Annotated in this window: 14 protein-coding genes; 7 read left to right on the top strand and 7 right to left on the bottom strand. The window is 43.3% G+C overall.

Annotated features, from left to right (window positions below; all coding sequences use genetic code 11):
• Window positions 1–230: 230 nt before the first annotated feature.
• Together QEP08_RS00730 and QEP08_RS00725 are read left to right on the top strand one after the other, a co-directional pair.
• A complete protein-coding gene (locus QEP08_RS00730; protein ID WP_285054604.1) occupies window positions 231–674 on the top strand; it encodes a pyridoxamine 5'-phosphate oxidase family protein in 444 nt (147 codons plus the stop codon).
• A gap of 69 nt (window positions 675–743) precedes the next feature.
• A complete protein-coding gene (locus QEP08_RS00725; protein ID WP_285054602.1) occupies window positions 744–1,091 on the top strand; it encodes a hypothetical protein in 348 nt (115 codons plus the stop codon).
• Here QEP08_RS00725 and QEP08_RS00720 read toward each other — a convergent pair.
• On the bottom strand, window positions 1,088–1,795 hold the full coding sequence (locus QEP08_RS00720) for a DUF2490 domain-containing protein (protein WP_285054600.1): 708 nt from the start codon (window positions 1,793–1,795) through the stop codon (window positions 1,088–1,090). The genes QEP08_RS00725 and QEP08_RS00720 overlap by 4 nt on opposite strands.
• Window positions 1,796–1,902: 107 nt before the next feature.
• Here QEP08_RS00720 and QEP08_RS00715 point away from each other — a divergent pair, with 107 nt between their 5' ends.
• On the top strand, window positions 1,903–2,616 hold the full coding sequence (locus tag QEP08_RS00715) for a 3-keto-disaccharide hydrolase (RefSeq protein ID WP_285054597.1): 714 nt from the start codon (window positions 1,903–1,905) through the stop codon (window positions 2,614–2,616).
• Here QEP08_RS00715 and ispG read toward each other — a convergent pair.
• The 5 genes from ispG to QEP08_RS00690 are packed head-to-tail and all read right to left on the bottom strand — an operon-like array spanning window position 2,606 to window position 7,614.
• On the bottom strand, window positions 2,606–4,576 hold the full coding sequence (gene ispG / locus QEP08_RS00710; protein WP_285054595.1) for a (E)-4-hydroxy-3-methylbut-2-enyl-diphosphate synthase: 1,971 nt from the start codon (window positions 4,574–4,576) through the stop codon (window positions 2,606–2,608). The two genes, QEP08_RS00715 and ispG, sit on opposite strands and share 11 nt — an antisense overlap.
• Window positions 4,577–4,614: 38 nt before the next feature.
• Window positions 4,615–5,232, bottom strand: a complete 618-nt coding sequence (locus QEP08_RS00705; RefSeq protein ID WP_285054593.1) for an RDD family protein — start codon at window positions 5,230–5,232, stop codon at window positions 4,615–4,617.
• Window positions 5,232–6,173: a toast rack family protein gene (locus tag QEP08_RS00700; protein ID WP_285054591.1), complete on the bottom strand. Its 942-nt coding sequence runs from the start codon at window positions 6,171–6,173 to the stop codon at window positions 5,232–5,234. Before QEP08_RS00700 ends, QEP08_RS00705 begins: the two co-directional genes overlap by 1 nt.
• A gap of 1 nt (window position 6,174) precedes the next feature.
• Window positions 6,175–6,903: a PspC domain-containing protein gene (locus QEP08_RS00695; RefSeq protein WP_285054590.1), complete on the bottom strand. Its 729-nt coding sequence runs from the start codon at window positions 6,901–6,903 to the stop codon at window positions 6,175–6,177.
• A gap of 21 nt (window positions 6,904–6,924) precedes the next feature.
• Window positions 6,925–7,614: an SDR family oxidoreductase gene (locus QEP08_RS00690; RefSeq protein ID WP_285054587.1), complete on the bottom strand. Its 690-nt coding sequence runs from the start codon at window positions 7,612–7,614 to the stop codon at window positions 6,925–6,927.
• Between the two features lie 157 nt (window positions 7,615–7,771).
• Here QEP08_RS00690 and QEP08_RS00685 point away from each other — a divergent pair, with 157 nt between their 5' ends.
• The 4 genes from QEP08_RS00685 to QEP08_RS00670 all read left to right on the top strand — a co-directional run bounded on the left by QEP08_RS00685 (window position 7,772) and on the right by QEP08_RS00670 (window position 11,638).
• Window positions 7,772–8,506: an MlaE family ABC transporter permease gene (locus QEP08_RS00685; protein WP_285054585.1), complete on the top strand. Its 735-nt coding sequence runs from the start codon at window positions 7,772–7,774 to the stop codon at window positions 8,504–8,506.
• On the top strand, window positions 8,503–9,255 hold the full coding sequence (locus QEP08_RS00680; protein WP_285054582.1) for an ABC transporter ATP-binding protein: 753 nt from the start codon (window positions 8,503–8,505) through the stop codon (window positions 9,253–9,255). The genes QEP08_RS00685 and QEP08_RS00680 overlap by 4 nt, the downstream gene beginning before the upstream one ends.
• A 15-nt stretch (window positions 9,256–9,270) precedes the next feature.
• Complete coding sequence (locus QEP08_RS00675) at window positions 9,271–10,155, top strand: RsmD family RNA methyltransferase (RefSeq protein WP_285054579.1); 885 nt, start codon at window positions 9,271–9,273, stop codon at window positions 10,153–10,155.
• Window positions 10,156–10,591: 436 nt separating this feature from the next.
• Window positions 10,592–11,638 (top strand): hypothetical protein, encoded by a 1,047-nt coding sequence (locus QEP08_RS00670; protein WP_285054577.1) that lies wholly within the window; start codon window positions 10,592–10,594, stop codon window positions 11,636–11,638.
• 223 nt (window positions 11,639–11,861) lie between these two features.
• Here the strand turns inward: QEP08_RS00670 and QEP08_RS00665 are convergent, their stop codons facing one another.
• Window positions 11,862–12,341, bottom strand: coding sequence for a DUF6702 family protein (locus QEP08_RS00665; RefSeq protein WP_285054575.1), 480 nt, complete (start codon window positions 12,339–12,341; stop codon window positions 11,862–11,864).
• Window positions 12,342–12,408: the final 67 nt, after the last annotated feature.

The following is a 12,408-nucleotide window of genomic DNA, read 5'->3' as shown; positions in this document are numbered from 1 at the left end:
CCACCATACTTTATTCTACCACGTGCGGTGTATGAAGATGGCTGTGTACACCTCCGCAGAAAAAGCTACTGTCGTTTAGTGAGCTGTAAGTTATGACCAGACTTTTAATTTTTGTATTTTGCTTTAAATTTGGAGTGCTTTCAATAATGGTCAGTTAACCAGGGTCAATCAGCGAGGAGAACCTGTTTTTAACCAGAATTTTTATTGAATGAAATATATACCGAACAATTATGCTGGGAAAACTAAATAAAAGGGAAATTATAGACTTACTTGAGCGCCAGGTAATCGGTCGCCTGGGTTGTTATGCAGATGGCGAAACTTATGTTGTACCAGTCAATTATGTGTATCGCAATGATGCCATTTATGCCCACACCGGAAGCGGTAAAAAGCTGGATATGATGCGTAAGAACCCTAAAGTTTGTTTCCAGGTAGACGAAATTTCCGATACTTTTAGATGGAAAAGCGTTATTGTGTGGGGAACTTTTCAGGAGCTGACGGGCGAAGAACGTCAACAGGCGATGCAAGGGATTATTCAGCGTATTATGCCTTTAGCCGATAGCGGCGCTCAGCGTTCTTCGCATGCCATTCCAGATGACCAACAAAACCATATTGTAGTTTTTAAGATTCCGGTTATTGAGGGGACCGGGCGTTTTGAATCACATGAGCGCACATAGGAAAAATAATGAAATACATCACGAAATTGCATTTTTTTGTATTTTAGCTCCGCAACTACCAAACGCACAATGAGACCTGCTTTTAAAATTTTATATCATCTGGAAAATGGTACACACCATATTCTTGAAATTAAACGAACAGACCTGAATGCCACTGCCGATCTTTCTGATGTGTACAAATGGCTTTATATTGATAAAGGATCACTAATGATAAATCAACTCTGGTTTAAGTCGATGGATTCATCAGGTCATATAGAAGAACGTTTCTTTGAACAGGGTTATTTAAAATTCAATTCAAAAGAGGGTACCTTTATCGAGAAATTCAACTCTGCACAGCACCAGCTCATCAATAAGAGCAGCGAAAACACTTCTCCAGAACTCACAGATGCCATAGAAGAATACCTGGCGGGGAGCTAAAACCGAGTATACACTGCCAACTGACCAATATTATTCGATGTATTGTTTGTGGGGCCTTTAAGACTTTGGTTCATATATCCTGCTTCGATATCTATTTTTTTGCTGAACCGGTAGCCAATAGCAAAATATGCACGGTTTTGGTCAAATAAGCTACCATTCAAGTTATTCTTGTTTTGAACATTGAAAAACACTTCATCCTGCAAAGCGGCAAAAAGACCTTTATCAAAGCTTTGGGCAGGTTTTTGCAAAGGCACTAAAAACCTCACAAAATAACGCAGGCGCTGGGCAAAAATATAATCGTTTCCATATCGCTCTATAAAGCGTTGTTCCAGCCTCAGCCTATGACTCACACTAGCAATGCTGACCTTGTGCTTGTGAATGTATTGCTGCCAGATCCGGTGTTCAGTTAGTGTGTTGTCTGACACTCCGGTAAGCTCCGTATTCGTTTGAGTAAATAAGTATCCAAGAGTAAGGTCATTATTACTGTTGATAAAATAGGTGATTCCTGGCCTGATCAGGACATGCCTGAGTCCGTCCCACTCGTCCTGGCTTCTGAACTGAGCATCAAAATGAACCCCCCAATCTTTACTGATCCTGGTGCTGTTCATCAAAAACAGCCAGCCGGTATTCTGTTTTGTGGTTTGTGCTTTGCCAGAAACACGGCAAATGCACAAGATTACCAGTAGAAATAGATAAATACGCATACTAAGTTTTATTCGTCTTCGGCCGCTAAAATAAAAGAATCCTAATAATTATTTCTTAATAGATACATTTATTATATTCAGCTCTGATTAATAAAGATGGATATACTATGCAACTGAGAAAAAACCTTTGTTTTTTAATGCTCCTGATCAGCTTCGTTTCAATAACCCAAGCCCAAACACTCAATGAACTGACCCGTTCAGAAAAAAAGAAAGGCTGGGTATTGCTGTTTGATGGCACAACCGCAAACGGATGGACCACGACAGATGGCAAGCCTGTACCCGCCGGATGGAAAATTGAGGATGGAAATATGACAGCAGCCGCCGGGGGCAAGGGCGGTGACATCATCACGGCAAAGGAATATGCCAATTTCGAGCTGATGATAGACTACCGGATCGATTCTGCTTCCAACAGTGGTATAAAATATTTTTTCACCCGGTATGATGAAGGAGGAAACCTTGGGATGGAATATCAGATCCTGGATGATGAACTGGCTGAAGACAATAAAAAGGCCAATCACCTCACCGGATCCCTATACGACATCCTGCCACCATCAAAATTGATGAAAAAAGTAAATCCGACAGGGGTATGGAACACCGTCCGCATTGTTTCGGAAAATGACAGGGTCCAGCACTGGCTAAATGGATTCAAGATCCTGGATTATAACAAGACCAGTAAAGGGTTTAAGGAAGCTGTTGCACTCAGTAAATTCAATAAGACCGTCCCGGCGTTTGGTTCGGTAAAAAAAGGTCACATTCTTTTACAGGAACATGGCGGTCAGGTCTCATTCAGGAACATAAAGATCCGGGTGATTAAGCCTTAACTTCTGTCCAGTTGCCGTCTTCTTTGATCAGTTCAATCAGGTCGTCCAGTGCACGGCTGGTGTTTACATTCTTTTTCACCACCTCTTTACCCCTGTAGAGCGTTATTTTATCCGGTCCGGTGCCCACATAACCATAATCAGCATCAGCCATTTCACCCGGTCCATTTACAATGCAGCCCATGATGCCTATTTTAATCCCCTTAAGGTGATCTGTACGGGAGCGGATCAGCTGGGTAGTTTCCTGCAGGTCAAATAACGTACGTCCGCAGCTTGGGCAGGAAATATATTCTGTCTTAGAGATCCTTGTACGGGTGGCCTGCAAAATTCCAAAACTGGTTGAATTGATCAGCGACAGTTCCGCATCCGCAACAATCCATACGCCGTCGCCCATCCCGTCGGTCAGCAAAGCCCCAAGATCAGTAGCAGCGTACAGCATCAGGTCATCAGCTGCAAGGCCCGGATAATCCCGCTTAATGACTACCGGAATCTTAAGACCAGCATTCATCAAAGCAATAAAAAACTCCCTTTGCTCTGCCATACCGTGCAGAGCCCCGGTTTCGAGAACCAGGATCACATTGTCCTTTAATACTGAAAGATCATACTGTCCGGCTTCAGAAGCACTGACCAGCACCAGGTTCAGCTGCTCATCCTGAATACCGGTCCTCAGGTATTCTGCATAAGTCAGCAAAGGGTGGCAATTGTTCCTGTCCTTCAAACCCAGCCAGGTCTGGTAGTTGTAGATTTGCTTCAGGTTACCGGGAAAGGAAAACGAAGGCAATGCATCACCCAGGTAAGCCAGGTCACAGGCCTGATCGGCCATATGGTATTTGTCCAGTCCCGCACTGTATTTATAACCCGCGGCTGTCAAAAAATAAGGGTCTTTTAAATTCTGTCCGGAAACATCCAGCATCACTATGGGATGATGGTGTCCGCCGATATGCTGTACCGGAATTGTCGGTCTGCGGTTATATTCATAAGGAGTATAAGGCAGTACGTCTATACTGATGCTTTCTCTTTGTACCGGTTCAGTCATCTGCTGCGCAGCTGTCCGCCTTTCATACCTCAGCGCCATCGCTTTAGCCACAGGGGCTTCAAATTCGGGATCTTCTGTCAGCGAAACCCTGATGGTATCTCCAAGCCCGTCTTCCAGCAAAGTGCCGATCCCCACAGCAGATTTGATCCTTCCGTCTTCCCCGTCGCCTGCTTCCGTTACCCCAAGGTGTAAAGGATAATTCATTCCCTCCTTCACCATGGTCTCCACAAGTAAACGATAGGCCTGTACCATGACCTGTGTATTGCTGGCTTTCATAGAGATCACCAGGTTGTAATAGTTCTGGTCTTCACACATCCGGATAAATTCCATTGCCGATTCCACCATTCCGCGCGGGGTGTCACCATAATGGCTCATAATGCGGTCAGACAGCGAACCATGGTTGGTACCAATGCGCATTGCGGTACCATATTCTTTACAGATCTTAACTAAAGGAATGAATTTCTTATAAATGCGCTCCAGCTCTGCCTGGTAAGCCTGCTGAGTATATTCAATATTTTCGAAACGCTTTTTGTCAGCATAGTTGCCCGGATTTACCCTTACTTTTTCTACGATCCGTGCAGCAGCCTCAGCAGCATTAGGTGTAAAATGGATATCCGCGACCAAAGGAACATCGTATCCGCGGTAGCGAAGCTCTTTCTTAATATTCGCCAGGTTTTCAGCTTCCTTCATGCTTGGCGCCGTAATGCGCACATATTCACAGCCAGACTCCACCATTCTGATCGTCTGCTCTACCGTACCTTTGGTGTCCATCGTATCAGTAGTGGTCATGGATTGAATACGGATCGGGTTCAATCCGCCCATAGGAACATCGCCAATCTGTACCTCACGCGTCAAAAACCGCGAATATTGACTTAGACTGTTACAATACCCACCCTGTAATTTTTTTAAAAACACTGCTTCTTCCATTTGACCTGCAAATAATAATGCAAAGATAAAGATTATGTTTAAATCAACCTGTCTTTTATCACCAGTGTATTTGCGATCATATCATGGAAACATTGCTGTTTTTTGTTTAAAAAGCTATACAGGTACCCGAAAAAGAAAGGTACAGCAGAAAACACCTTTGCGGCATTGCGGCCAAAAGCATTTCCTGATGAAATCCGGTTGCCCCCTAAATCAGACACTTTGATATTGACCAGTCTTTTGCCGATGGTGGCTTGCTTTTCTGAGGCCTCGGCTACACTGCTGTAAATAAATTTAGCAAAGGGGAGCAACGGTAATCCAGCCAGCGCAACCGCAACGCGCTGTGTTTTTTCATCAATGAAAATAAAGCTGACCAATATGATCAGGACATAAGCCGTAGTGATGAAAAAGTAATCTATGACGGAAGCGAGCAGGCGCTGATCAAAAGAAGCGAAGTATTGAGGTGCGGTCTTCTGAAAGCGAAAACCAAGAAGCTCACGCAGTTCCGGGAACTCGTGAGCTTCTTTATAATCGTCCATCCCCGGTTTCCTGATAAAAGTTCCGGGCTGGATGTTCAGTGTTTTTAGTTGTTCCAGCAGATACGGCCCTTCGGGCTTCCCGTTGATGACAACTGTATATTCGGTAACTTCAGACTGCATTAATATCTTTTGACCTCAAAGCTACTCAATCCCCCGTCCAAATTGACAAATATCTTTTTGGCTGATGTTTTATAGTTCGGAGTTTCAAAAGTCCCGTCCGCCAGTTTGGTAAAGCCCTCAAAATCTTTAGACGATAAACCCGTTTTCGTTTTAATTCTGCAGCCTGAGTTTTCAGGTACATTGATCTTTACATCTGCTACACCTGTTTTTACATTGACATCAGTAATTGGCAGCAAATCCCCAAACTTAATGTCCAGTGCAGCAGCGCCGCCATCAAAGTTAAACGTACGCACTTTGTAATCAGAAAGATCAAAATTTACTTCGCCCGCACCCATATTCATATGGATCTCCCAGCTTGGGTTGGTATTTAACCTGAAATCTACATCATTGCTGCCATCACCCATATTCCAGTTGGACTTACCTTTCATCTTAAAATTTACAGTCGTCTGCGTGTCGTTTTTTGTAGTCTCCAATGTAAAATTACCAGCTTTTCTTTCTACATGCGCTGCAATGAGACTATCTGTAGCTCCCTTAAGTTCAAACGACGTGCCACCGCCCGAGATATTTAAAACCGTAAGTACGGAAACTGAATCTGTATAAGGATGTGAAAAATCAAGTGTTTCATGATGGTTCTCATCAGCATCCATGTTGTCCTCATCGATGCGGGTGTTTTCGCTCATCCAGCTGTGGTGGTCGCGGCGTTCCTGCCCTTTATAGAACAGCACACCCAGTGTAACCACCAGCACTGCAATGGATATGATGCCCCCGATCTGAGACTTATTCCGGTTAAAAAGAATATTCACACCAGCTATGATCAGGAATATCGGCCAGAACCGCCATACATTTCCCCAATAAAACTCAATGATGTCAAAATTATCCAAAAGGAGTATACCACCGATGAACAGCAGAACGATACCCCACATTATTCTATCCAGTTTCATATTATATATCTTTTTTGGTTAATCGATCTGACAATGAACTTCCTTCAGGGCTTTCCGGATTTGCAGGGCCTTCATTTCCTTCAGTAGCTGTAGTGCTTGCGGTACCCTCCGTCGCCTCGGGACCAGTTTCAGCCGCCACCTTTTCATCCTGCTGTGCTTTCCATTCTTCCCATGCGTTTTTACGTTTGGACTTGAGGATAAAGCTTACCCCTATAGCTACAAATACCAGTGGCCACAACTTACCGATGCTGAACCAGAACGGAATGAAATTAAACTCATTCATCAGGAAATAAAGTCCGATGACCAGCAGGAACAACCCACCCACGGTACGTCCGGTTTCATTGTTGTTCTTCTGATAAGGCTTGAAGTCCTGTGGTTTTCCTGTTGTTTTAAAGCTATCCTCATTTATAGTTGATGAAGTCCAGCTTTGCGAGGGAGCAGGATTCTCCGGCGTGTTTGGCGGCTGCGAAAATGCATTTGGCGAATTGAAAGGATTTTTGCCTGCATAAAAATCATTGAACTTTGAAAACCGCTTCGCGGGATCATTGTTTACCGGCACAACGATCCACATCACAATGTAGACCAAAACACCTGTACCCACCAAAAATACAGTAGACAGGACAAACAATAATCTGATTATCGTTACATCCACCTCCATGTACTCAGCAACCCCGGATGAGACTCCGGCGATCACCTTCTCGTGCTCATTTCTAAATAATCTCTTGTCCATAATATATGTCCTCCTATATGTTTAAAACTGTACCGGTTTTATGGTTATCTCATCAACATTTACGCCACTGCTTAAATTCAAGATGGTGTGTATGGCATTTGCTATATCTTCCGGCTGGACAAAACGCCCGGCGGGAATTGATGTTCCCTCCCATGAAGACGTCAGTGTTGATCCCGGCAAAACAGCTGTTACCTTTACATTGTATTTTGATAACTCTTCCCTAAATACATGATTAAGACTCAGTAAGGCCGCCTTAGTTACACTATACCCCCCTGCATTTTCGACGATTTGTTTACTGGCTACCGAGCAGATGTTAAAAATATGCCCTGATTGTTGTGTACGCATCATTTTACCAAAAAATTTACTCGTATAATAAGCGGCGTTCAGGTTCAGGTTCAGCTGTGTTTCAAACTGATCATCAGCCTCATCCAGCATAACCCCTTGTAAATATGTCCCTGCATTGTTCACCAGAACATCGGCCACGGGCATTTGTTTTTGTACCACTTCACAGAAGCTATAAACATCGGCCTTAACGCTGCAGTCCGCCACATGTAAAAAAACTTTTCTGCCAGTATGTTTCAATGATTCGTAAAGCTGGTCAAGACTTGTTTGATTCCTGGCACATACCGCCAGGTCATATCCGTTTTCCGCCAATTTTATGGCAATTGCTTTTCCAATACCTTTGGTACCGGCTGTGATAATAGCATTCATGTTCAGACAGGTTATTTTGCGCAATATTACAAAAAAGCCATACATCGCAAAACTTTGCCCCATAAAGATTTGTTACCAGTACCAATGCTGTCTTTATTCAAATTTTATTGTTTCTTTGTAATAATATTGCATCCGTACTACAGCTAAGTTTTCAAGAATGAATTTTACAAATTTTGGCAAGTATCTTCTGTTATTAAAGGCAGTATTCAGGAGACCAGAAAAATTTAGGATCTATCTGAAAGCCATTTTTAAACAAATGGATTTCATCGGTGTTGGCTCTCTGGGACTTATATCCATTATTTCGACCTTCATTGGCGCGGTTATGACCTTACAGATTGCTTTCCAGCTCGTCAGTGATTTTATTCCAAAAACCATTATTGGCTCTGTAAACCGCGATTCATCAATTCTTGAACTGAGTCCGACCATCAGCGCCATTGTACTTGCCGGAAAGATCGGTTCCGCCATCTCCTCAGAGATCGGCACCATGCGGGTGAGTGAGCAGATCGATGCGCTGGAGATCATGGGCATCAACTCACCCGGGTACTTGATCCTTCCCAAGATCATCGCCGGGATCACAATGGTACCCATTCTGGTGATCATATCTATGTTTTTAAGCATTACCGGGGGATACATCGGCGGTACATTATCCGGTGCAGTCACTCCCGCAGAATATATGCAGGGGATTACCACTGACTTCAATCCATATACCATCACTGTAGCGCTGGTAAAAGCATTTGTATTTGGCTTTATCATTACCTCAGTACCCGCATATGAAGGGTTTTATGTAAAAGGAGGCGCCCTTGAAGTGGCGCAGGCCAGCACCAGGGCGGTAGTGGTCAGCTGTATCTCCATACTGGCATGTGATTACATTGTAACCCAGTTATTATTATGATCGAGATCAAGGACATCCATAAATCGTTCGGTAGCAATGACGTACTGATCGGTATCTCCGGTAAATTCGAAGCCGGTGTGACCAACCTGATCATCGGGGGTTCCGGTTCCGGAAAAACAACTTTGCTTAAATGTATGATCGGCCTGCATCAGCCCGAACAGGGTAGTGTAGAATACGATGGCCGTGAATTTACAACCATGAACTTCGAGGAGAAGATCGAGATCCGGAAAGAGATAGGTATGCTGTTCCAGGGTTCAGCACTGTTTGATTCCATGACCGTTGAAGAAAACATTATGTTCCCGCTTAATATGTTCACGGAACAGTCCCATAAAGAAAAACTGGAGCGGGTCAATTTTTGCCTGGACAGGGTGAACCTGGAAGGCAAGAACAAGCTGTTTCCCGCCGAGTTATCAGGAGGGATGAAAAAACGCGTGGGCATAGCCCGGGCAATAGCCATGAATCCTAAATACCTTTTTGTGGATGAGCCCAATTCGGGTCTTGATCCTAAAACATCTATTGTTATTGATGAACTGATCAAGGAAATTACCGAAGAATACAATACAACAACCATCGTGGTAACCCACGATATGAACTCAGTGATGGGCATAGGTGATTACATCCTGTTCCTGCACGAGGGCAAGAAATTCTGGGAAGGCTCTAATAAAGACATTGCCCATACCGACATTGAAGAACTAAATGATTTCGTTTTTGCAAGCCGTTTTATGAAAGCTGCAAAAGGAAAGTTTTAATATATCCGCTTTTTTATGATAAGCCTGCTGACGCCCGCACACTGGAAAGACTATGAGTTGCTCGATTGTGGTGATTTTGAAAAACTAGAACGTTTTGGTAACCTCGTTTTATCGAGACCGGAACCCCAGGCCGTCTGGAAAAAGACCCTGTCCGAACAGGAATGGAAAAAACAGACACACATCAGGTTTAAAGGTCGTTCGGCCACTTCCGGTGAATGGATAAAAAATTCAGCACACCTGCCCGATCGCTGGAATGTAAACTATACAAATGAAGACGTGAGCATCAGCCTCCGTCTCGGCCTCACCTCATTCAAACATGTTGGCGTATTTCCCGAGCAGGCTGTAAACTGGGATTATATCTCTTCCTCCATCCGGAAAATGAAGACCCGCAGCCCGAAAGTACTGAATTTATTTGCCTATACAGGCGCAGCTTCGCTCATTGCCAAAGCTGCAGGGGCCGATACCACGCACGTAGATTCGATAAAGCAAGTAGTCAACTGGGCCAACGAAAACCAGGAACTCTCCAAACTTCAGGACATACGCTGGGTAGTTGAAGATGCGTTGAAATTTGTGAAGCGAGAACTCAAGCGCGGCAAAAAATACAACGGCATCATCCTCGATCCGCCGGCATTTGGCCATGGCCCGAATGGTGAAAAGTGGAAACTGGAGGACCATATCCAGGAAATGATGCAGGAGGTCGTACAATTGCTTGATGAGGAAGAGCATTTCCTGATCCTGAACACCTACTCCCTGGGCTTCTCCTCAGTCATTGTAGAAAACCTGATCAAAACTTCCTTCCCGCAGGTGCGCAACCTGGAAACAGGGGAACTGTACCTTCAGGCTACCTCAGGCATTAAATTGCCACTGGGGGTATTTGGCAAGTTCAACAGCTTTCAATAATAATCCCGATAGTTTTAATAACCGGCATGTTATAAATAAGGCGTCGGGGACCTATTCCGACGCCTTTAACACACCTAAATCAGTAACACCTTACTGAATAGTCTCTTTTAAGGCATGAAGACTGCCATCTACAGCACCTATAATCAAAAAAGGAACTTCCAAAGCATGCGTAGCCCTGGAAGTATTCCTTTTTCTAACCAAACTAAACCAAATATTTATTTCTTCTGATCCATCCGGATATTATTTAGAATCGTTTCAAATAACCATACAAGTATAGGAACTTATTTAGAATAATTCCAAACAAATAGAATATTTATTTTTTTGGACTTTCCGGTTCCCGCTTTTTTATTCGTACCAAGAGTGTTATACTTGTAAGATTTTAATTGACGGGCTAAACCGTGCAAAACAGTATCTTACCTATAAAAACAAACACAAAATGAAACTATCTCCTCTAGCAGGAATTCTTTTAATCGGACTAACCGCTTTCGGCATCTGTACAAGCTGCACATCAGATGGAAAAAACATTAAAGGAAAAACTAAAACTACCATTGCAGGTGACTCTGTTGCTGTTGAAGACACTACTGCCTCAAGACTACCTGTAGATACTGCAAAATACGATGCACTGTTAAAGAAACTGGCCAATGGCGACACCACCGGCAAATGGCCTGTAAAAAAACAGCCCTATCCGCTGGCCGGCGCCATCCTTCCGTTTAAACGTATCGTAGTTTACTATGGTAACCTGTACTCAAAAAAAATGGGTGCCCTTGGTGAATATGCACCAAAGGATATGCTCTCCAGACTGGACAGAGAGGTAAAAAACTGGGAAAAAGCAGATCCGTCCACTCCTGTACAGCCCGGCTTACATTATATAGCGGTTGTAGCGGCCGGCGAACCGGGAAAATCGGGAAAATACCGTACCAGAATGCCTTTCAAACAGATCGATTCTGTTATGACCATTTCCAGAATGCGCAAGAACCTGATCGTATTCCTTGATATACAGGTTGCACTTGGCTCCATCAGAGACGAACTGCCTCAACTGGAGCAGTATCTGAAACTTCCAAATGTCCACCTGGGCATTGATCCTGAATTCTCTATGAAAGACGGATCGTTACCTGGCAGAAGGATCGGAACCTATGATGCCGCCGATATCAATTTTTGCTCAGATTATCTGGCTAAACTGGTTAGGAAATATAACCTCCCGCCAAAGGTCTTTACAGTCCACCGCTTTACGAAAAAGATGGTCACCAATTATCAGAATATCAAACTTCGTCCGGAAGTACAGATCGTGATGCATATGGACGGATGGGGCGAACCGGAATTAAAGAAAGGTACATATCGTCATTTCATCTATTCGGAACCGGTACAGTTCACCGGATTTAAGTTGTTCTATAAAAATGACCTGAAAAAAGCCCCTAACCGCCTGATGACACCTGAGGAATTGCTGAAACTGAAACCCGCACCTGTATACATTCAATATCAATAGGTCATAATTATTTTTCATAAAAAGGGCGGCATGAAAATCCATACCGTCCTTTTTATTTTCTTATTATAGAATTATTTGATACTGATTTATCACCAGTGCTTGAACGGAGGTTCAACGGAGGTTGACCGGACACTGAACGGACAAAGCTGTTTAAACTCCGTCAAAAATCCGTTTAACCTGCCTATAACTATTACTTATAAGTTAAACCCTGATCAAGCCTGGATTAAAAAGAAAACTCAGCCTGGCCATTGGGATTGTCGAGTTTCGTGCTTTTTCGCTTTCCGCCAACAATCACATGCACCATATTGATCTGTGAATCGTGCTGTTCAAATAAAATGTCATTTTGAACGCTCAAATTTCTGACTGGGCCTGTCTTATCAGTTTCAAAATAGCACCATGCCGCCTCTTCCTCGATTTCATAACCAACGTACTTCATAACAAGTTCCTTGTTGTTCGCCTTTATTTTGAGATGCGCTTTAACGTAAGCTGAAATCAATGCGTCGACCTGTTTCTTATTTACAGGTTTTAAGATGTTTATATTTGTTTTATATCGTCTATCCAGGGCCTTTTCAAGATCATCAAAGAAAATACGTGTGCTAATCTGTACCGTTCCCGTTTTTTGATTTTGCTCAATTTCCGTGACACTCACGTAAAACGGATGCAACATATTGAAGAAAATAACCAGCAGGAGTTGTAACATCATTGTCTATATCGATCAAAATTAGGTTATTACTTGCATTTTTTTTCAAAAATTACGACTTTCAGCGGCA

Source organism: Pedobacter ginsengisoli (genome assembly GCF_030244015.1).
GTDB classification, from domain to species: domain Bacteria; phylum Bacteroidota; class Bacteroidia; order Sphingobacteriales; family Sphingobacteriaceae; genus Pedobacter; species Pedobacter ginsengisoli.
The sequence above is the reverse complement of the archived record's forward strand: the minus strand, read 5'-3'. Positions and strand labels throughout refer to the sequence as shown.

Excerpts from the sequence above, each read along its gene's own strand:
- ispG (WP_285054595.1), bottom strand. The coding sequence starts at position 4,576 with ATGGAAGAAGCAGTGTTTTTAAAAAAATTACAGGGTGGGTATTGTAAC.
- QEP08_RS00665 (WP_285054575.1), bottom strand. The coding sequence starts at position 12,341 with ATGATGTTACAACTCCTGCTGGTTATTTTCTTCAATATGTTGCATCCG.
- QEP08_RS00675 (WP_285054579.1), top strand. The coding sequence starts at position 9,271 with ATGATAAGCCTGCTGACGCCCGCACACTGGAAAGACTATGAGTTGCTC.
- QEP08_RS00725 (WP_285054602.1), top strand. The coding sequence starts at position 744 with ATGAGACCTGCTTTTAAAATTTTATATCATCTGGAAAATGGTACACAC.
- QEP08_RS00715 (WP_285054597.1), top strand. The coding sequence starts at position 1,903 with ATGCAACTGAGAAAAAACCTTTGTTTTTTAATGCTCCTGATCAGCTTC.
- QEP08_RS00730 (WP_285054604.1), top strand. The coding sequence starts at position 231 with ATGCTGGGAAAACTAAATAAAAGGGAAATTATAGACTTACTTGAGCGC.
- QEP08_RS00720 (WP_285054600.1), bottom strand. The coding sequence starts at position 1,795 with ATGCGTATTTATCTATTTCTACTGGTAATCTTGTGCATTTGCCGTGTT.
- QEP08_RS00670 (WP_285054577.1), top strand. The coding sequence starts at position 10,592 with ATGAAACTATCTCCTCTAGCAGGAATTCTTTTAATCGGACTAACCGCT.
- QEP08_RS00685 (WP_285054585.1), top strand. The coding sequence starts at position 7,772 with ATGAATTTTACAAATTTTGGCAAGTATCTTCTGTTATTAAAGGCAGTA.
- QEP08_RS00695 (WP_285054590.1), bottom strand. The coding sequence starts at position 6,903 with ATGGACAAGAGATTATTTAGAAATGAGCACGAGAAGGTGATCGCCGGA.
- QEP08_RS00705 (WP_285054593.1), bottom strand. The coding sequence starts at position 5,232 with ATGCAGTCTGAAGTTACCGAATATACAGTTGTCATCAACGGGAAGCCC.
- QEP08_RS00680 (WP_285054582.1), top strand. The coding sequence starts at position 8,503 with ATGATCGAGATCAAGGACATCCATAAATCGTTCGGTAGCAATGACGTA.
- QEP08_RS00700 (WP_285054591.1), bottom strand. The coding sequence starts at position 6,173 with ATGAAACTGGATAGAATAATGTGGGGTATCGTTCTGCTGTTCATCGGT.
- QEP08_RS00690 (WP_285054587.1), bottom strand. The coding sequence starts at position 7,614 with ATGAATGCTATTATCACAGCCGGTACCAAAGGTATTGGAAAAGCAATT.